Annotated in this window: 18 protein-coding genes; 9 read left to right on the top strand and 9 right to left on the bottom strand. The window is 71.9% G+C overall.

Going from position 1 to position 19,186, the window contains the following annotated elements; translation table 11 throughout:
• The first annotated feature begins 117 nt into the window (after positions 1–117).
• The 3 genes from ACFZBB_RS28690 to ACFZBB_RS28680 all read left to right on the top strand — a co-directional run bounded on the left by ACFZBB_RS28690 (position 118) and on the right by ACFZBB_RS28680 (position 2,589).
• Complete coding sequence (locus ACFZBB_RS28690; protein WP_188280613.1) at positions 118–546, top strand: hypothetical protein; 429 nt, start codon at positions 118–120, stop codon at positions 544–546.
• Positions 547–666: 120 nt separating this feature from the next.
• Positions 667–1,482 carry a sugar phosphate nucleotidyltransferase gene (locus ACFZBB_RS28685; protein WP_391128202.1) on the top strand — a complete coding sequence of 272 codons (816 nt, stop codon included), beginning with the start codon at positions 667–669 and terminating at the stop codon, positions 1,480–1,482.
• Positions 1,483–1,662: 180 nt separating this feature from the next.
• Positions 1,663–2,589, top strand: a complete 927-nt coding sequence (locus tag ACFZBB_RS28680; RefSeq protein ID WP_391128199.1) for a teichoic acid biosynthesis protein C — start codon at positions 1,663–1,665, stop codon at positions 2,587–2,589.
• 75 nt (positions 2,590–2,664) lie between these two features.
• Here the strand turns inward: ACFZBB_RS28680 and ACFZBB_RS28675 are convergent, their stop codons facing one another.
• Together ACFZBB_RS28675 and ACFZBB_RS28670 are read right to left on the bottom strand one after the other, a co-directional pair.
• A complete protein-coding gene (locus ACFZBB_RS28675; protein ID WP_391128196.1) occupies positions 2,665–4,341 on the bottom strand; it encodes a beta-1,3-glucanase family protein in 1,677 nt (558 codons plus the stop codon).
• A gap of 152 nt (positions 4,342–4,493) precedes the next feature.
• The gene (locus ACFZBB_RS28670) at positions 4,494–5,876 is read right to left on the bottom strand and encodes a ricin-type beta-trefoil lectin domain protein (protein ID WP_391128192.1); all 1,383 of its coding nucleotides are present in this window, start codon (positions 5,874–5,876) and stop codon (positions 4,494–4,496) included.
• Between the two features lie 559 nt (positions 5,877–6,435).
• On the opposite strand from ACFZBB_RS28670, the gene ACFZBB_RS28665 reads away from it, so the two are divergent.
• On the top strand, positions 6,436–7,365 hold the full coding sequence (locus ACFZBB_RS28665) for an endonuclease/exonuclease/phosphatase family protein (protein WP_391128189.1): 930 nt from the start codon (positions 6,436–6,438) through the stop codon (positions 7,363–7,365).
• A 105-nt stretch (positions 7,366–7,470) separates the two neighbouring features.
• On the opposite strand, the gene ACFZBB_RS28660 is transcribed toward ACFZBB_RS28665, so the two are convergent.
• The 6 genes from ACFZBB_RS28660 to ACFZBB_RS28635 all read right to left on the bottom strand — a co-directional run bounded on the left by ACFZBB_RS28660 (position 7,471) and on the right by ACFZBB_RS28635 (position 12,554).
• Positions 7,471–8,229 (bottom strand): hypothetical protein, encoded by a 759-nt coding sequence (locus ACFZBB_RS28660; protein ID WP_391128186.1) that lies wholly within the window; start codon positions 8,227–8,229, stop codon positions 7,471–7,473.
• Between the two features lie 155 nt (positions 8,230–8,384).
• Positions 8,385–9,236, bottom strand: a complete 852-nt coding sequence (locus ACFZBB_RS28655; RefSeq protein WP_391128183.1) for a hypothetical protein — start codon at positions 9,234–9,236, stop codon at positions 8,385–8,387.
• 371 nt (positions 9,237–9,607) lie between these two features.
• Positions 9,608–10,063, bottom strand: a complete 456-nt coding sequence (locus ACFZBB_RS28650) for a TerB family tellurite resistance protein (protein WP_391128180.1) — start codon at positions 10,061–10,063, stop codon at positions 9,608–9,610.
• Positions 10,064–10,212: 149 nt separating this feature from the next.
• A complete protein-coding gene (locus ACFZBB_RS28645) occupies positions 10,213–11,205 on the bottom strand; it encodes a zinc-binding dehydrogenase (RefSeq protein ID WP_391128177.1) in 993 nt (330 codons plus the stop codon).
• Positions 11,206–11,342: 137 nt separating this feature from the next.
• The gene (locus ACFZBB_RS28640; protein WP_391049648.1) at positions 11,343–11,831 is read right to left on the bottom strand and encodes a hypothetical protein; all 489 of its coding nucleotides are present in this window, start codon (positions 11,829–11,831) and stop codon (positions 11,343–11,345) included.
• A 147-nt stretch (positions 11,832–11,978) separates the two neighbouring features.
• On the bottom strand, positions 11,979–12,554 hold the full coding sequence (locus ACFZBB_RS28635) for a TerD family protein (RefSeq protein ID WP_391128174.1): 576 nt from the start codon (positions 12,552–12,554) through the stop codon (positions 11,979–11,981).
• A 177-nt stretch (positions 12,555–12,731) separates the two neighbouring features.
• Here ACFZBB_RS28635 and arfB point away from each other — a divergent pair, with 177 nt between their 5' ends.
• On the top strand, positions 12,732–13,169 hold the full coding sequence (gene arfB, locus ACFZBB_RS28630) for an alternative ribosome rescue aminoacyl-tRNA hydrolase ArfB (protein WP_355342223.1): 438 nt from the start codon (positions 12,732–12,734) through the stop codon (positions 13,167–13,169).
• A gap of 62 nt (positions 13,170–13,231) precedes the next feature.
• On the opposite strand, the gene ACFZBB_RS28625 is transcribed toward arfB, so the two are convergent.
• Entirely contained in the window at positions 13,232–13,750 is a 519-nt protein-coding gene (locus ACFZBB_RS28625; RefSeq protein ID WP_391128172.1) for a flavin reductase, read from the bottom strand.
• Between the two features lie 288 nt (positions 13,751–14,038).
• Here ACFZBB_RS28625 and cdgB point away from each other — a divergent pair, with 288 nt between their 5' ends.
• The 4 genes from cdgB (at position 14,039) to ACFZBB_RS28605 (ending at position 19,185) form a co-directional block, all read left to right on the top strand.
• Positions 14,039–15,703 carry a diguanylate cyclase CdgB gene (gene cdgB / locus ACFZBB_RS28620; RefSeq protein WP_391128169.1) on the top strand — a complete coding sequence of 555 codons (1,665 nt, stop codon included), beginning with the start codon at positions 14,039–14,041 and terminating at the stop codon, positions 15,701–15,703.
• A 426-nt stretch (positions 15,704–16,129) separates the two neighbouring features.
• Positions 16,130–17,329 carry a histidine kinase gene (locus tag ACFZBB_RS28615; protein WP_391128166.1) on the top strand — a complete coding sequence of 400 codons (1,200 nt, stop codon included), beginning with the start codon at positions 16,130–16,132 and terminating at the stop codon, positions 17,327–17,329.
• Between the two features lie 75 nt (positions 17,330–17,404).
• Entirely contained in the window at positions 17,405–18,094 is a 690-nt protein-coding gene (locus ACFZBB_RS28610) for a response regulator (protein WP_391128162.1), read from the top strand.
• 113 nt (positions 18,095–18,207) lie between these two features.
• Positions 18,208–19,185, top strand: a complete 978-nt coding sequence (locus tag ACFZBB_RS28605; RefSeq protein WP_391128159.1) for a zinc-binding dehydrogenase — start codon at positions 18,208–18,210, stop codon at positions 19,183–19,185.
• Position 19,186: the final 1 nt, after the last annotated feature.

Raw genomic sequence — 19,186 nt, 5'->3', positions numbered from 1 at the left:
CATATCCGGCCTTTCGGGTGTGTTCGTCAACGCCCGAACACCCTCTCCGAGTTTTTCACTCCCTCGTCAGGGTGACTAAATGTCGCCAAATCATCACCAGTCGCTACGATCCGATGCGTGAACCAGGTAGCTCGCCGTCTCGGCAAGACATTCGCGCTCGTTCTTCCGGTCGTTCTCGTGCTGTCGGGAACGCTCGCCGTCACCCGCGTCCCGTGGGCGGACTCCTCCTCCGACTCGCAGGTGCTCACCGCATCCGCGAAGACGAAGGAGCAGGTTGCCGCGCAGGATGCCTCCAAGGCGCCGCAGGAGGTGCTGCGCCGCCGTCTGTTGGACGAACTCCAGGAGAAGGACCCCGGCGCCGCTCTGACCCAGTTGCAGGTCGAGATGGCGCGTCAGCCGTCGCTCGCACGGTACTGCGCGTCGATCGCCCGGTCGCTGGGGCGCGCCGCCGTCGCCAAGTACGACGGCGCCACGCAGCGCGCCCAGGCGTGGTCGCGCCCGGTGTGCGACACCGCCTTCGCGACGGGCGTCGCCTCGGTTGGCTGACATCGCTGTTGACGGTGGCCTCTCCGGCCGCCTCCCACCACCAGCACGTGCGAGGAACCCCTTGCGGCGTACGGCCCGCCCGGTGCGGGACGTACGCCGCCTTCGCATAGGGTGCGCTGCATGACGCGCGCCGACGACCGTTCCCTCTCGACCGCCCCCGACACCTCGCGCGCCGAGGCCACGCGCCCCGAGGCCACGCGCCACGACGCCGCGCCGGTCACCCAGGCCGTGCTCCTGGCCGGCGGCCAGGGCTCGCGGCTGCGGCCGTACACCGACGACCGCCCCAAGCCGATGGTGGAGATCCCCGGCACCGGGACGCCGATCATCGGGCACCAGCTCGCGTGGCTCGCCGCCGAGGGCGTCACCGACGCCGTCGTGTCCTGCGGCCACCTCGCCGAGGTGCTCCAGGAGTGGCTGGACGGCACTCCGCAGCCGCTGAACGTGACCACGGTCGTCGAGCGCGAACCGCTGGGCCGCGGCGGCGGGTTGAAGTACGCGGCGGCCTCGCTGCCCCGGCCCGACGAAGCCTGGTACGCCACCAACGGCGACATCTGGACCCGCTTCTCGCTCCGCGAGATGGCCGCCTTCCACCGTGAGCGCGACGCGATCGCGACCCTCGCGCTGGCCCGCCCCCGTATCCCGTGGGGCGCCGTCGAGACCAACGAGTTCGGCCAGGTGCTGGACTTCATCGAGGCCCCGCCCTCGCCCTTCCTCATCAACGCGGGCGTGTACGTCTTCGCGCCCGGCTTCACCGCCCAGCTCCCGGACCGGGGCGACCACGAGCGCACGACCTTCCCGCGGCTGGCCCGCGAGCGGAGGCTGGCCGGTTTCCCGATCCCTCAGGGCGCCTACTGGCGGGCCATCGACACCGCCAAGGACCTCACGGAGGCGGCCAAGGAACTCAGCGCCCGCCCCGTGCAGCCGCCCGGCCCGTAGGACTGCCCGGCCCGTCCAGCCGCCCGCCCGCCGCCGTCTGACCGCCCGCCCCGTAGGACCGCCCGCCCCGTCTGATGCCCCGCCTCCGCCCTGGGCATTGCGGGGTGTGAAGGGTGGTGCCAGGGTGGCGCAATGTCGAAATCACTGTCGCGATCCCTCTCGCGCCGCACGGCGTTAAAAGTGGCCGGTACCGGCCTGCTCGGAGTCGGCGCGGGCGTCGCGCTGGGCGAGTCACCGGCGTCGGCCGACGTCCCGGCCTCCCAACGGTTCGACCTGTCGCAACCGTCGTACGAGCGGTTCCGCGGGGTCTCGCTGCACGAGACGCACCACGCGATGCAGGGCATGGCCTACGACAACGTCAACCGGCGCCTGTACATCGCGCAGATCCAGAACGGCAGCGACGGCGACGACCTGTGCGTCAACCAGTTGAGCATCAGCGGCGGGCTGACCGGCCACATGCACGTCAGCAACGCGGGGCACGGGGTGTCGATCGGGGTGGAGCCGGTCGGCACCGCGTCCTACATCTGGATGGAGTGCGACTCCGACCAGCACAGTGACGCCGGTCGCGGCACGGCGCTCGCCCGCTTCAAATTCGTCAACGGCGGCACCCCGTCGTCGGTGAAGAAGTTCCTCACCGGCAGCAAGACCATCTCCTGCGCCACCGACCCGGTCAACAAACGGCTGTTGGTCCGCCGCAGCGAGAGCGGCGGCATGCACTACAGCCTGTTCTCGCTCGCCGACGCCGCCGCGGGCAAGTTCTCCAGCCCGCTGGCGCACTTCGCCCAACCCACCCTCGGCAACGGCTCCGTGACCTTCCAGGGCTACACGTTCCTCGACAACTACCTCTACACGCTGGACGGCACAGGGCACGAGGACCCGGCCGACATCAACTCCTACGTCACGGCCACCGACATGAACACCGGCAAGGTCGTCCAGCGCTCCTTCACCGCGGCAGGCAAGACCCTCTTCTACCGCGAGCCCGAGGGGATGATGGTCTACCGGACCGTCAACGACAACCCGCGCCTGTGCTTCGGCTTCGCCTCCCGCCCCTCCATGACCAGCTCCTCCCGCTACGCGAGCGTCTACTACAAGTACGTCCTGATCTGACGTTCCCCACCCGCTGGGGCCGGGCCGCACATCGCGCGGCCCGGCCCCAGCGGCGGCTGAGGGGACGGACAGGGATCAGTGGGTGAACGTGAACCAGTTGATGTTGAGGAAGTCGGCGGAGGAGCCGGAGGAGAAGACGAGATAGACGTCGTGGGTGCCGGTGACGGAGGCGGTGACGTTGGCGGGGACGGTCTGCCAGTTCTGCCAGCCGCCGTTGTTGCCGAAGTCGATCTCGGCGATCTTGGTCCCGGTGGTGCTGCCGAGGCGGACCTGGAGGGCGCCGCTGACGCCGGGGTCGGCGCCGGAGGCGAGCCGGGCGATGAACTGGAGGGGCGAGGAGGAACCGAAGTCGAGGGCCGCGTACTTGAGCCAGTCGCCGTTGGAGATGTAGCCGACGTCCTGGCCGCCGCCCGAGTCGGTGCACGCCTCGGTCTGGGTGCCGCTCTGGGCGCTGTAGGACTCCGCCTGGACGGTCGAGTAGGCGCCGGTCCCGCCACCGCCGGGTGGCGGTGTGGTGCCGGAGCCCGCGCCGGGGCCGAGCGAGACCGTCCAGGAGGTCGGCGCGCCGTCCTGGATGTGACCGTCGACGGGAGCGGCGCCGGTGGGACCGACGTCGTCGTACGGGAAGGCGTATCCGACGTTGGCGTACTTGTGGACGAGCCGCGCGTAGTGGTTGGTCGTCGCGTCCGTGTAGTACGCGGAGGGCGCGACGCCGTCGGGCTGGTTGTTGCCGCCGCCGACCAGCAGCGAACTGCGGTTGAGGGCGGCAGCCAGCCGGGCGGCGACCGCGCCGCGGGCGTCGCCGCCGGAGTTGTAGAGCGGGCCGCTGGCGCAGCCGAAGATGTCGACGGCGCTGGGCTTGGTGAACGGCACGCCGTTGGTGTTCAGACCCGAGAAGACCAGGGTGTTGCCGGAGACGGTGCCCGAGTACGAGCCGATGCCGCCCTGCCCGTTGATGGTCAGCGTGTGCGACTGGTAGTAACTCCACACGCTGTTCAGGTAGTTGTTCCAGTACCCGCCGAAGTCGGTCGGTGCGTGCGAGGGCGCCAGGATGCGCAGCGCGGCGCCCGAGGAGTCGGTGGCGACCAGCTTGTCCCACGGTGCCCCGTCGGCGGCGTGCTGCGCCTGGAGCCCGGAGGCGATGGAGGCCAGCGCGCCCGAGGGCAGCGGGCTGACCGACTGCGAACCGCCGCTGCCGGTCGTCGCCATGGAGACGGGCAGCGCCACCATGTCGACGTAGCTGATGTTCGCGTACAGGTTGGCGCTGTTGTACGTGAACTCGCAGAAGGTCCAGTTGGTCAGCCAGTTGGGGTCGCTGCTGGTGAAACCGGGCTGTACGAGACCGGGTACGCCGCCGTTGCCGCCGGGTGGGTTGACGTAGAACTGGATCTTCTTGCCGACCGAGAACCAGACCCGGCCGCCGATCACGTAGTCCTGGAGCGTGAAGGTGGTGGCGGCCGAGCCCGAGGCGCCCAACTGGAGGGAGAAGTCGGCGATCGGGGTCAGTACGGACGAGGGGCTGGGCAGCCGCTGGAAGTGCCCGGACGAGGTGACGAAGCCGGGCCAGCCGGAGCTGTCGGAGCCGCTGATGTAGGCGTAGACCGTGCCGTTGCCCGAGTTGTTCTTCAGCGAGATGGGCAGTGACGGACCGGCCGCCGCGGCACGCGACGTCAGGCCGCGCGCCCACAGCGGGGAACTCGCGGCGGCGGCGCCCGCGCCGACCGCGGTGACGAAGGATCGTCTGGAGACCACGTACTCCTCCTTGGAGGTGGCAGGCGGGCCGCCGCCGTCGGTGCGTCGGGGCGGCGGCTCGCGTGGGGGGACTGCCTGGAAGAACGTCAGGACCTGGGGCCGGGAGTGCCGTAGGCCGTCGGGGCCTCAGGTCGTCGAGAGCTGAAATGCCGTCAGGACGGCAGGTGCCAGACCTGGTTGGCCCCGCCCGTGCAGTCCCAGATCTCCACCTGGGTGCCCGCGGTGGTCGACCAACCGGTGTCGTCCAGGCACCTGTTGGACTGCGGGTTGTACAACGACCCGTTGGACTGCGGTATCCACACCTGCGAGCCGGTGTTGTTGCAGTCGTAGAGATCGACCAGCGTCCCGTTGGCCGTGCCGCCGCCGTTGACGTCGAGGCACTTGCCCAGGACGTGCAGGGTGCTGCCCGCCTCGACGACGGTCCACTGCTGCGCGGCCGTGCCGTTGCACGTGTAGACCTGAACGGGGTTGTAGTTGGCGGTACTTGACGCACGATCGTCCAGGCACAGGCCGCCGTAGCCGGTGATGGCCTTGCCGCCGGACGGCGGCGGGGTCGTACCGCCGCCGGTCGTCGTGTACGCGGCCACGTATCCGACGCTCATCGTCCCGCCGGACGTCGTCGCCGAACTCGGCGAGGTGCAGCCGCAGACGCCGTTGGGGAAACCGCCGCCCATCGCGAGGTCGAAGATGATGTTCAGGTTGTGGTCGTACGCCGCCTGCCAGGTGGCCGCGCCGACCTGGCCCTCGCTGACGCTGAAGTACGAGGCGCCGTCGAGGTAGAAGGTGATCGACTCGTTGGACGTGTTCGTCCGGTCGAGGATCATCGAGTACGTGTGGAAGCCGCTCTGGCAGCCGGAACACGCGCGCAGGCCGCTGCCGATGCCGTTGCCCTCGTTGCAGACGCCGCCGGGGTACGTGCCGCAGTGGATCGTGCCCGCCACCTGGGACAGGGCGTTGACGTCCTCCATGATGTCGATCTCGCCGTTCTCGGGCCACTGGCCGGGGCCGAGCATCCAGAACGCGGGCCAGTAGCCGAGGCCGTTGGCCGGGCTGGGCTGCTGGATCGACGCCGTGACCTGCAACTTGCCGCCCGCCGGGGCGCCCGCGACCGCGGTGGGCGTGTGGATGCGGCCCGACGTCCAGTTGTTGCCGCTGCCGAGCGCGGTGATGTTGAGGTGACCGTTGCCGTCCAGGTGGACGTTGCTGGTCGAGTTGGTCATCGTCTCGATCTCGCCGGTCCCGAAGTTCGAACCGGGGCCGGTGTCGTACGTCCACTTCGACCCGTTCGGCGCGCTGCCCGCCGCGCCGGCGAAGTCGTCGCTGAACACGGTGGTCCAGCCGGACGGCGCGCCCGGCACGGTGACCGCGTCCGCGGACGGGGTGCCGACGGCGAACACGGCGAGCGCGCCGAGCGCTGTGGCGAGGGCGAGTTGACGCCATGCGCGGAAGGCGCGGAATGCGGCGGGCCCGGAGAGGGCGCGGGCGCGCGAGGCCGACCGCGGGGATCTGCTGTGGGGGGATGAGCGGTGGGTCACGGAGAGCTCCTGACGGTCCGTCAATCGGCGGACGGGAAGAGTTGCCAGGGAACGCGCGGAGGGGGAGCGGTGCCGCGGATACCGCGGCGGATGCGGTGGTACGGCGGGGTGTGACGAGTGCGGCGGATGCAGTGGGGGGTGCAATGGGCGCGGCGGTGAACCGGTCGCGGCGCGGAGGCGGGGCGTCCGGTGGTGTAGACAACTGAGCGAAGTTGATTGAACCCGTGTACATGCACTGCCGTCAAGATGTGGTGAGAGCGCTCTCTGGGCTGCCCGCCCGGAGGCGGGGGACCGAGGCCGGCCGCGGTGGCCGGAACGCTGCCCACCGGGCGGCCAGGCCGGGCCGGGCCCAACGACCTTGGGCGGGCGGGCTGTTGGCTTCCGGCGGGTCGGTGACCTCGCGGGGGTCCGCACACCGGTGTCCGGGGGGCGGCCCGTAGGGGGTTCACCGACGGCTCGGTCCGCACCGGGCGGTTCGCGGCGCCCGACTCGCGGGTACGGCCCGCCCCGTCGGGCGCTGCTGGTCAGGGGGTGTGGCTATCGTCGGAGTGTGCGCTTTGTGACGTTTAACGTGCTGCATGGGCAGGCGATGACCGGGGGGCGGCCGGTGGCGTTCGGGGTGGGGGAGGCGGCGGGGGAACCGTTGGGCGCGGCCGTGGCGGGGCTGGACGCCGACGTCGTGGCACTCCAGGAGGTCGACCGCGCCCAGGAACGGTCCGGGCGGATCGACCAGGCGCGGGTCGCCGCCGACGCGATGGGCGCCGCGCACTGGCGCTTCGCCTCCGCCGTCCACGGCCGGTCCGTCCCGGGCGAGGGATGGGTCCTGGACCCGAAAGCGCCGGACCTCCGGGTCTACGGTCCGCCGGATACGGATACGGATACGGATACGGGTGCGGGTGCACGTACGGATGCGGATGGCGGGGTGGAGGTGTACGGCGAGGCGCCCGCGCACGGGGTCGCCCTGCTCACCCGGCTGCCGGTACGGCACTGGCGGGCCCGGCGGCTCGCGCCCGCGCCCTTCGCACTGCCGCTGCGGGTGGCCGGACGGCCGGGGCTCGTATGGGTACGGGACCAGCCGCGGGCCGTGCTGGCCGCCGTACTGGAGGGCAACGGCGGACCGTTCACGGCCGTCGCCCTGCACCTGTCCTTCGTGCCCGGCTGGAATGCCCGCCAACTCGCCGCCGTACGCCGCTGGATCGCCGACCTGCCCCGCCCCTACCTGCTCCTGGGCGACTTCAACCTGATCGGCGCCGTACCGAGGACCGTCCTCGCCGCCACCGGCCGCGAGCGCTGGCACGACCTCGCCCGCACCCCCACCTACCCCGCCCACCGCCCCCTCGTCCAGTTCGACCACATCCTGACGAACGGCGTCCCGCCCTCCTCGGTCCGCCCCGCCCTGACCTCGGCGACCGCCCCCCTGACCCCGGCGACCGCCCCCCTGACCCCCCTCTCCGACCACCGCCCCCTGGTGGCGGACGTGCAGTGGTGACCCCCCCGGCCCCCCTGTAGCGCCCCTGCCGTCCACCCGCGCGGGAACGGGCTGCCGTTCGTTACGGCTGAGGCGCGCTCGCGGCAGGGAGCCGTCCGCAGGACGTCAGCCGTCCATTTGGTGGAAGCGGGACTCGGCGAAGGTGAAGGCGGTGTCGCGGACGCCGAAGGGGTGTTGGAAGGCGTGGTTGAGCTGGGCGGTGAGGCAGATGGCGAAGGCGATGGCGGCGCCGACGAAGCAGAGGGCGACGAGATGGCGGGCGGTGGCGGTGAGGCCGAGGACCGGGGGGAAGGCGATGAGGAACCCGCCGGCGACCAGCATGGCGAGCCAGGTGATCCGGGGCATGCCCGCTTTGACCTCGGCGGCGCGGTCGGTGCGCGTTTCGTAGACGGTGGCCAGCGCCGTCGTGGCGGCGGACTCCGCCGTCTGGTGGCCGGGAGCGGAGGTGCCGATGGCCGCGCGCACCTGGTCGAGGGCATGCCACGCCTCGGGGCTGGTGTGCCCGTGGGCGAGTTCGGGGAACTCCACGGTCCTGACGTCGGAGGTGTACTCCCGCAGCAGCGCCCGCACCTTGACGCGGTCGGGGCTCGCGAGACCGCCCGCCGCCCAGTACGTGTCACCCAGCGCCCTGGCCTCGTCGTACGTACGGGACCGCGCGGTGCTCAGCGCGGACCAGCTGCCGGCGACCTGGAAACCGGTCAGCAGGATAAAGGAACTGAGCAGGACACCGCCGATGAGCGACAGCGCCTGACCGTTGAACTCGACGCTCGCCAGCCGCTGTTCCTGGCCGAGGAAGCGGCCCAGCAGGGCGGCGAAGGCGACACCGCCGAGGACGGACAGCAGCGAGACGACGTACATGGACATACGACTCCTGGGGCTTCGGTACGGCGGTGCTCAGGTCTCAGGTAGGGCGATGCGCGCGGGTGCGCGGCTGCTCTGGACGACGCGACCTCTGGATGAGGTGACCTCTGGACGACGCGACCGCTCCGGACGACGCGACCGCTCCGGACGAACCGAGGTCAGCGGCGACGTGCGACGAAGCGCGGCAGGGCCGCGAGGACGGCGGGCAGCAGGACGGCCAGCATCGACAGCAGCCACCAGCGCGACACGCTCTCGCCGGGGCCGGGCGACGGCGGCGGCTGCGCGTCGAAGGGCGGTTCGGCGCCCGTGCCGCGCGGCTTCGCGTCGTCGTCCCCGGCCGACGACGGCGTCGGTGACAAGGGCGCGGCCGGGCGTACATCGGACGCGGCGGCCGTACGGTGCCGGGCGGACGCGGCGGCGGCCGGCGCGGCGGACGGGGGAGGAACGGGCGCGGAGCCCGTGGGGGACGGTGTCGGGCGGCCCGCGCCATTCGTGGGCGGCGGCGTCACGGGCGGCGGTACGGCTACGGGGCCCGAGGCCGTCGGGGCCGCGGTGGGGGCGCACGTGGGGGAGGGGGAAGAGGTGGGGGTCGGGGACGACGTCGGCGTGGGTGTCGGCGTGCCCCCGCCGGACGGCGGCCGGGGGCCGCAGGGTGCACCGACCTTCACGGTGAGGCGGCCCACCGGGAGCCGTAAGGAGACATCCAGATTCAGCAGTCGGCTGACGATCCTGCCGTTGACGCACACCGCCACGGTCACCGGCTCGTGCGCGCCGCTCCCGGCTTCCCCGCCGCTGCTGGTCTCCGTCGCGGCCGACGCCCGGCCCGCCCCGGCCACGAAGCCGACGAGGACAGCGACGGCAAAGACGGCGACGGCGACCGGTGTGACGGCTCGTGCCGCCACGGCCGCCGCGCGGCACGCAGAGCCCCCCACCGGCACGGTCAGCACCTCGCTTCCCAGGAGTCGCCCGGTGGCGCGCAGTGCTGTACCGGTTTCCGCTGGTATCAGCACGAAGATATGGTGACGCAGAGGGTCATGTCATTCGAACAGCCCAATATGGCCAAAAATGGGCACGCGGCATGTGCCGCACGGAACGGGACGCTCGGCGGACGACACATCGCGCCCGACTCGCGCCGCACAGCGCGGACGTGCCTTACGGCGTAAGAACGCGCCTGACGGCGTAGCGACGCGCCCTACGGCGTACCGACGCGCCTCTCGACGTACGGACGCGCCGCGCGCCGCCCGCACCCGCCCCGGCGGCGCGGCCGTCACCAGGCCGCGCACCGCCGGAGGCAGGGGCGCCGGATCACGATCTCGACCGGACCACGAACCCCGGTCGCGGAAGCCCCCGGTGACGGAAACCCCCGGTCACGCGGGCCCGGTCAGAGGTCGAACTCCGCCGGGTTGAGGCCCACCGCGAAGCACGCCTCGCGCACGACGGCCTGCTCGGTCTTGTCGAAGTCGCCGTCGGCGCCGCCGATGACGATGCCGATCTGGATGACGGCACGCGCCTCCGTCGGCTTCTTCTGCACCTTGGCGATCTCCTGGAGGATCGCCACCTTGCCGAGGGCGAAGTCGGCGGTGAGCTTGGTCAGGTAGTCCTCGAAACGGCGCTGGAGGTCGGGCGCCGGGAAATTCTGCAATACGTCGTTGGTCGCGATCAGCGACGCGACGCGCTGCCGCTCCGACGGGTCGACGGAGCCGTCGGCGGCGGCCACGAGCGCGCACATCGCCATGCTGGCATCGCGGAAGGCCCCGCTCTTCAGGTCGTTCTTCTTCGCGTTGAGCTGGGTCTGCATCGTCTTGGTGGAGTCTTTCAAGCGGTCCCACAGGGCCATGAGCGGGTCTCTCCTCGGGCGGGGTTCGGTACGTGGTCCGTACGCGATCTGAGAACTCTCGGGGAGCGTAAAGGAGTTCCCAAGTCGGAAAGACGGCACCCGGCGAGCACGTGTGCGGGCCGTACGCCGTCGCCCGCCCGAGGCCCCGGCTACGGGATCAGGACGACCTTGCCCATCGTCGCCCGCGACTCCAGCGCCCGGTGCGCCCCGGCGGCGTCCGCGAGCGGGAAACGCTGTACGGCGGGCCGCAGCCGGCCGTCGGCGGCGGCCTCCAACGCCTCGGTCTCCAGCGTGCGCATCCCTTCCGGGGTGCCGGTGAACTCCTGGAGGGCCGGGCCCACGACGACCCGCGAGGTGATGCCGCGTTCGGCGAGTTCGCTGTCGGCGAAACGCAACGGTTCGCCCGAGGACCAGCCGTAGACGAGGTGCCGGCCGCCGGGCGCCAGCAGGCCGACCGCGGCGCGCGCGAGGCCGCCGCCCACGGAGTCGAGGACGACGGTCGCGCCCGCGCCCCCCAGGAAGTCCCGCACCTCCCGCGTCCATTCCGGCCGCCCGTAGTCGACGGCGAGACCCGCGCCCAGCGAGCGGACCCGTTCGGTCTTCTCCGCCCCGCCCGCCGCCCCGACGACGGTCGCGCCGAGCTGCCGCGCGTACTGCACCACCAGCGTCCCGATGCCGCCCGCGGCGGCCAGCACCACCACGGTGTCGGCCGCCCGCAGTTCCGCCAGCCGCAGGATGCCCACCGTCGTACGGCCCGTGCCGATCATCGCGACGGCCGCGGCGGCGTCCAGGCCGTCGGGGAGCGCGTGCAGCCGGGCGGCGTCGGTGACCGCTGCCCCCGCGTACCCGCCGGGCACGATGCCCAGGTGCGCGACGACGCGGCGGCCGAGCCACGCCGGGTCGGTGCCGTCCCCGAGCGCGTCCACGGTGCCGGCCACCTCGCGGCCCGGAATCGTCGGCAGTTCGGGCGCGGGCATCGGGCCGCCCTCGTACTTCCCGGCCCGCAGTGTGGTGTCCACCAGATGCACCCCGGCCGTCTCGACCGCGATCCGCACCTGCCCCGCGCCCGGCACGGGGTCCGGCACCTCCTCGTACCGCAGATTCTCCGGAGGGCCGAAGGCGTGCAGCCGTACGGCGTGCATGGCGGGTCTCCTGTCGGGGTACGGGCGCGGCGCGTGCGGTCCCCAGCCAACAACCTCAAGTGGGCTTGAGGTCAAGCGGCGCCCTGACCTCCGTGACCGCCTCGCACCACCCGCTTCACGCCCGCCCTACTCCCGCCTCACACCCGCGGGAAACGGCTCAGCAGATCCCAGATCACCGGATTTCCGTCCAGGCCCTCGTGCATATCCGTGAGGTCGGCCACCACGTCGTGCAGGAAATCCCGCGCTTCCCGCCGTAGTTCCGCGTGGTGCAAGGACAACGGCGGCTCGTCCTCGACCCAGTCGGCCGTCACGTCCACATAGCCGAAACGCCGTACGAACCTCAGCCGGTCCGCCGACTCCGTGAAGTCGAACTCCGCATATTGCGGCCGCGCCGCCCTGCTGCCCGCCGGGTCCCGGTCCAGTTCCTCCACGATGTCGCACAACGCCCAGGCGAAGTCCAGCACCGGCACCCATCCCCAGCCTGTGGACAACTCCCGCTCACCCTCGGCCACATACACATCCCCGCAGAACAGATCGTGCCGCAGGGTGCGCACATCCGCCGTCCGGTAATCCATCTGCGGCGGGTCGGGAAAGCGGCGCGAAAGGGCGTATCCGAGGTCGATCACCCACCGATGGTGTCACCCGCGCGAGCAGGCCCGTACACCCGGACAGGCGGACACGGGAGAACCGTGCGCCCGGAAACGCGAACGGCCCCCGGTCCCCGGAAGCTTCCGGGGCGAGGGCCGTGCGGTGGGCGGCTCAGGGCCTGTCCGTCAGAGGGTCACACCGAAGTCGGTCGCGATGCCGACGAGGCCGGAGGCGTAACCCTGGCCGACGGCGCGGAACTTCCACTCGGCGCCGTTGCGGTACAGCTCGCCGAAGACCATGGCGGTCTCGGTGGCCGCGTCCTCGCTCAGGTCGTAGCGGGCGATCTCGGCGCCGCCGGCCTGGTTGATGATGCGGATGTACGCGTTGCGGACCTGGCCGAAGTTCTGGCTGCGGGCCTCGGCGTCGTAGATCGAGACGGGGAAGACGATCTTGTCGATGTCGGCGGGCAGGCCCGCGAGGTTGACGTTGATCGCCTCGTCGTCGCCGTCGCCCTCACCGGTGCGGTTGTCGCCGGTGTGGACGATGGTCTGGTCCGGGGTCTGCTTGTTGTTGAAGAAGACGAAGTGGCCGTCGGAGTAGACCTTGCCGTCCACCTTCACGGCGATGGCGCTGGCGTCGAGGTCGAAGTCGGTGCCGGTGGTCGTCCGCACGTCCCAGCCGAGGCCGACAGTCACGGCCGTCAGGCCGGGCGCCTCTTTGGTCAGTGAGACGTTGCCGCCCTTGGACAGGCTTACAGCCATGAGGAGTCCCCTTTTGTGGTCTGTCATAGGTACTCCGACGAAACTACCGTCATTCCCCAGAACGCGGTCACAGGATCGTACGGTTCAGTAATCCTGCAACTGTGCTGTTGCGCCGCCGCCGAAACTGTTGCGCCGCTGTCGAAAACCCCGTGACGCGCGGGCCCCGGACGCGGGATCATGGGACACATGTCCGGGCCACTTCTCATTCGCGGTTCGGTCTCCGTGCCGGAGGCCGAGCTTCTGTGGCGTTTCTCGCGTTCCTCGGGGCCGGGCGGTCAGCATGTGAACACCTCCGACTCGCAAGTCGAGTTGCGCTTCGACCTCGCGCGTACGGAGTCGCTGCCGCCGGTGTGGAAGGAACGCGCGCTGGAACGGCTCGCGGGACGGCTGACCGGCGGCGTACTGACGGTCAAGGCGTCCGAGCACCGCTCGCAGTGGCGCAACAGGGAGACGGCGCTCACCCGCCTCGCCGCGCTGCTGGCGCAGGCCACGGCGCCGCCGCCCAAGGCGCGCCGCGCCACGAAGATCCCGCGCGGGATCAACGAGCGGCGGCTGCGCGTGAAGAAGCAGCGCAGTCAGACCAAGCGGGGCCGCAGCGGCGGCGGCTGGGACTGAGCGGACCGCCTCGGGTACTCGGGTACACGGCGCACGGCTCGGCGCGGGCGGGAGCCCCCGGCTCAGCGCAGGTAGCGGTACCGGCCGCGGAAGTACGTCAGCGGCCCGCCGTCGGCGCTCGGCGTCCTGGCCGTCAGCACCCGCCCCACCACCAGGGTGTGGTCACCGGCCGGCACCCGCTGCTGCGTCTCGCACTCGAGTATCGCGAGCGCGCCACCGAGCACGGGAGCGCCGGAGTGTTCGCCGCGGTAGTACGAGATGTCCTCGAAGAGCAGCCGGTCGCTGATCCGGCCGCGCATCGCGAAGCGGCCCGCGATGTGCCGCTGGCTCTCGCTGAGGATCGAGGCGGCCCAGCGCGGCTGCCGCTCCAGCAGGTCGTCCATCCGCGAGCCCTCGCGGACACTCACCATCACCAGCGGCGGTTCGAGCGAGACGGAGAGGAAGGCGGTGGCGGTCATGCCGACGTCCTCGCCGCGCGGCTCGTCCTCCGAGTCGTGTGCGGTGATGAGGACGACGCCCGCCGCCAGGCGGGACATCGCGGCGCGGAAGTCGTCGAGGTCGACGGTCTCGGATAGGCCCATGGTGGTCCCAGGATGCCGTCCGGGTGAAGGTTCAAGCACATCCATCACGTTACGGGGCGGTAGGAATCGCGCGCATCGGGCTCCGGTCGGAGGCGGGCCGTGGCCGGTCCTAGGACCAAAGCTCTACGTTGTGTGTTCAACCGCTTACATGATGATGTGACTTGAGTCACAAGAGCGAGGAATTGTTGACCCTGTGTACCTGGGGCACAGCTCGCTGTGATTCAGTGGCCCGTGTAATCCGTTGATTTGAAATTATCAGGAGTTGCTGTCGAGGGCGCGGAGAGAGGCATGGACACCGAGTCGGAGCCGTATGTCCGTCTCGCGACCCTGCGTCAGCTGCACCAGGTCGTCGCGGACCTCAACACGGCGCGGAGTCTCGCGGACACCCTGCAGGCCGTCGCGGAAGGCGTGGTCAAAGGGCTGAACTACGAGCTGGCCGCCGTCAATCTGGTGCGCCCCGACGGCGATCTCATCGTGGCCGCCTTCGCGGGCAGCGCCGCAGCCGAGGCCCTCATGGCCGGACGCATCGGCTCGCGCACCTCCTGGGAGCGCCGCCTCACCATGGGCGAGCGCTGGGGCACCCTGCGCTTCATCCCGCACACCGAGGGCTGGGTCCTCATCGACGACGACGTGCCCCAGTGGCACACCGAGGGCCCGCTGCCCCGCTTCGCCGACGAATGGCACCCCGGCGACCGCCTCTACGCCCCCATGTACTCCTCGCAGACCGTCGGCAGCGAGCTGATCGGCGTCATATCCGTCGACAAGCCCACGAGCGGCAGGCACCCCGGCCCCTGGGGCTGCGAAGCCCTCCAGATGTACGCGTTCCAGGCCGGCATAGCCATCAGCAACGCCCGGCTGCGCGCCAACATGCAGCGCGCCCTCGTCCGGCTCGAACGCGACCAGCAGGCACTGCGCGCCAGCGAGGAGAGCTTCCGGCAGGCCTTCGAGTACGCGCCCAGCGGCATGGCCATCGCGGAGATGGGCGGCGACCAGCACGGCAAGCTGCTGCGCGCCAACGACGCCCTGTGCCGCCTCCTGGGCCGCTCCGCCTCCACCATGCGCCGCTACTCCTTCTCCGACCTCGTCCACCCCGAGGACGTCGGCCTGCTGCTGCGCACCTCCGCCGAGGGCGGCCGGGCCGAACTGCGGCTCGCGCGGCGCGACGGCAGCTACGTCTGGGCCTCGCTGCGCAATTCGGTCGTCGCCGACACCGCCGACGGGCCGCGTTTCCTGCTCACCCACGTCGAGGACATCGAGGAGCGCAAGGGCCGCGAGCTGCAACTCGCCCACCGCGCCAGCCACGACTCGCTCACCGGCCTGCCCAACAGCGCCGAACTGCGCGCCCGGCTCTCCGCCCGGCTCTGTTCGCGGCCCCAGGACCGCGACGCCCACGACCTCTCCGACGCCCTCGCCGTCCCCGGCGACGGGCCCGACGAGTTCGCCTTCAGTTACGGCTACGGGCCCGAGGAGCTCGCCGCGCCCCTCGGCGCCCTCGGCTACGACTCGCACACCCACGTCACCGCGCCCGACGAGAGCGACCCCGAGAACGCGGGCAAGGGCCTCGCCGTCCTCTTTTGCGACCTCGACGGCTTCAAGTCCATCAACGACCGCTTCGGGCACCACACCGGTGACGCGGTCCTCATCGAGGTCGCCCGCCGCCTCACCGGCGCCGTCCGCGACGGCGACACCGTCGCCCGCCTCGGCGGCGACGAATTCGTCGTCCTCGCCGACGGGCTGGCGCCCGCCGACGCCGCCGACCTCTCCGTCCGCCTTCGCAACGCCATCATCCCGCCCATCCGCGTCGACGGGCGCGCCGTCCGCGTCGGCGCCAGCTTCGGCATCGGCTGGGCCGGGTGCGGCATGACCGCCGAGGAAGTCCTCCACTCGGCCGATCAGCGCATGTACGTCGAGAAACGCTCGCGCTCCCGCACCGGCCACCGCCGCGCCGGCTGACCCCTGCGCAGGGCGCGGCTTCTGGGGGCCCGGTCCCTGTGCTCGTGCTGGCGCAAGGCTTGTGCCCCGTAGGGGCGCGGGGAACTGCGCCACCAGCCCCCACCGGCCGGTGGTCCGGAGACAACCGAACTGCCCGCCGGGGCGGGTGGTGACCTGCGGGAGCGTCGTGGCCGGCCGCGCGGTTCCTTCCCCGGCCTTCGGCCGGGAGGTGCCCCCAGCGCCCCTGAAAAGCAGGCCCTGCGCCAGTGCGGCGCGCCGTCCCCGCGCTCTGGACGGGGGTGAGCCCTCTCGCGTAGAGGCGGGTTACGGGCGGCGGGACGTAGAGGTGAGTGGGGGGGCGCGGCCCGGAGGGTCCACCTTGGGGAGTAGGGGAGATCGCTCCAGCGGCTGACCCCGGCACGGGTTCCGTTGCCTACGCTGGGTTATGTGCAGCGCATCTACGACTTTTTCCGCAGACACCCGACGTGGGTCGACGGCTTCTGGGCCCTCGTCCTGCTCGTGGTCTGCGCTGTGTGGGTGCTGGAAGCCCCGGATCTGACGTTCCCCGAGCGGCTGCTGGCGGTGCCGCTGTCCGGCGCGCTGGCGAGCGTGGTGGCGCTGCGCCGCCGTGCGCCGGAGAAGATGCTGCTGCTGGCCATCGGGGTCGGCCTGTGCCAGTTGGCGCTGGGCATCCAGACCAATCCCGGCGATGCGGCGATGCTGGCGATCATCTACACGTGCGCGTCCAACGGCGAGCGCTGGTCCTCCCGGCTGGCGCTGCTGGCGGGCCTCGCGGCGGCGCCGCTGTCGATGCTGCGCTGGCCGCCTCACGACGAGTACTCGACGATCTGGACGACGCTGCTCCAGACCTTTTTCCTGACGGTGATCTTCGCCCTGTCGTGGGTGGTCGGCGACCGCCTCCGTACCCGCCGCGCGTACTACGCGGAGCTGGAGGAGCGGGCGGCCCGGCTGCACCGCGAGCGCGAGGCGCAGTCCAAGGCGGCGGTGGCGGCCGAGCGGGCCCGTATCGCCCGCGAGCTGCACGACGTGGTGGCGCACAACGTCTCGGTGATGGTCGTCCAGGCGGACGGCGCCGCCTATGTGCTGGACGCCGCGCCCGACCAGGCCAAGCAGGCGCTGGCGACCATCTCCACCACCGGCAGACAGGCCCTCGCCGAGATGCGGCGGCTGCTCGGGCTGCTGCGCGCGGGTGACGACGCGGGCGGCGAGTACGTACCGCAGCCCGGCGTCGACCAGCTCGCCGATCTGATCGACCAGGTGCGCGGCGCGGGCCTGCCGGTCAGATTCGAGGTCGCGGGCGATGCCAGACCGCTGTCCAGCGGCGTCGAGCTGACCGCGTACCGCATCGTGCAGGAGGCGCTGACGAACGTCCGCAAGCACGGCGGGGACGGCGCCAGCGCCAGCGTCATGCTGGGATTCGGCGACGCCGCGCTCGACCTGCTGATCGAGGACGACGGGCGGGGCACCCGGCACGAGCTGTACCAGCAGGGCGGCCGGGACGGCCTGGGCCAGGGCCTGATCGGCATGCGGGAGCGGATAGGCATGGTCGGCGGCACGCTGGACGCCGGTCCGCGCCCCGGCGGGGGCTTCCGGATCAGCGCGGTGCTGCCGCTGAGAACCGGTTAGCCGGACGACCACCACGGCTGGGACCGGCGAGGGCCGGCGGCCGTGACCACGGAGAACTACCGAGAGGCAGGACACATGGCGATCCGCGTCATGCTCGTCGACGACCAGGTGCTGCTGCGCACCGGGTTCCGGATGGTGCTCGCCGCCCAGCCGGACATGGAGGTCGTGGCCGAGGCGGGCGACGGCGCCGAAGCGCTGGAGGTGCTGCGGCACACGCGGGTCGACGTCGTGCTGATGGACGTCCGCATGCCGCGGATGGACGGGGTCGAGGCGACCCGGCACATCTGCGGCGGCGACCGCGGCGATGCGGGCCGCCGGGAGGGCGAGGGCCCCCGGGTCCTCATCCTGACCACCTTCGACCTGGACGAGTACGCCTTCGCCGCGCTCAAGGCGGGCGCCAGCGGCTTCATGCTCAAGGACGTGCCGCCGGACGAACTGCTCGGCGCGATCCGGGCCGTGCACAGCGGCGACGCCGTGGTGGCCCCCAGCACCACCCGGCGGCTGCTCGACCGCTTCACCCCGATGCTGCCGTCCGCGGCGGCCGAGGAGCACAAGGAGGTCGACAGGCTGACCGACCGCGAGCGCGAGGTGCTGCTGCTGGTGGCCCAGGGCCTGTCCAACGGCGAGATCGCCCGCAAGCTGGTCCTGTCGGAGGCCACGGTCAAGACGCACGTCGGCCGCATCCTCGCCAAGCTGGGTCTGCGCGACCGCGTCCAGGCCGTCGTCCTGGCCTACGAGACGGGCCTGGTGCGGGCCGGCGGCTGAGGCGGGCGCACCCCTGAAGCGGTTACCGGCGGTTCGCGGACACGGGTTCACGCCGGGCCGATCAGGGAAGGTCCGTACCGACCGGTAGGGATCACAGCACGGGGGAGTACGACATGCGCGCCATCGTTTTCGAGCAGTACGGAGGTCCCGAGGTGCTGCGCCTCGCGGACGTGCCGCGGCCCTCGCCGGGCCCCGGCGAGGTCACCATCGACGTCGCCTGGGCGGGCGTCAACTTCGCCGACGTCAAGGCCAGGGCCGAGGGCTACCGGGTGGAGGCGCTGCCCTTCCGGCCGGGCCTTGAGGTCTCGGGCCTGATCCGCGAGGTCGGCCCGGACGTCACCGACTTCACGCCCGGCCAGGAGGTGGCCGCCTTCCTCGACGGCGGCGGCTACGCCGAGACCGCGCTCGCGCCCGCCGCCACCGTCTTCGCCCTGCCCGCGGGACTCGACCTGCGCACCGGCGCCACCCTGCCCAGCGTGCTGCCCACCGCGTACGCGCTGCTGCACGAGGTCGGGCGGCTGCGCGAGGGCGACACCGTGCTCGTCCAGGGCGCGGCGGGCGGCGTCGGCACGGTCGCGGGACAGCTCGCCCGGCTGGGCGGCGCGGGGGCCGTCTACGGCGTCGTCTCCAGCCTCGACAAGGCCGGCCACGCGCTCAAGTCCGGTTACGACGAGGTCTTCACGGCCGCGACCTTCGACACCGACGTCCGGGCGGCGACCGGCGGGCGGGGCGTCGACATCGCCCTCGACCCGGTCGGCGGCGAGACCTTCCGCCGCACCCTCGGCACGCTCGGCCGCTTCGGCCGCCTCGTCTCCTTCGGCAACGCCGGTTCGGAGGAGCCCTGGCGGATCGGGCCCGCCGACACGTATCCGCTGGGGCTGTCCGTCTCGGGCTTCTCCGTTCTCGGCATGGCCGCGCAGGAGCCGCAGCGGCTGCGGCGGATCGCCGACGCCGCCTTCCGCACCGTCACCGACGGCGATGTGGAGCTGCCGGTGAGCGCCGAATTCCCGCTGGGGCGGGCGGCGGAGGCGCACCGGCTGGTCGAGTCGCGCAGGAGCACGGGAAAGCTGCTGCTGCGGGTGGGCGGCTGAG

This window comes from Streptomyces sp. NPDC008139 (assembly GCF_042957025.1).
Classification (GTDB): domain Bacteria; phylum Actinomycetota; class Actinomycetes; order Streptomycetales; family Streptomycetaceae; genus Actinacidiphila.
Note: the sequence above shows the minus strand (reverse complement) of the source record. Positions and strands in the feature narration are given on the sequence as shown.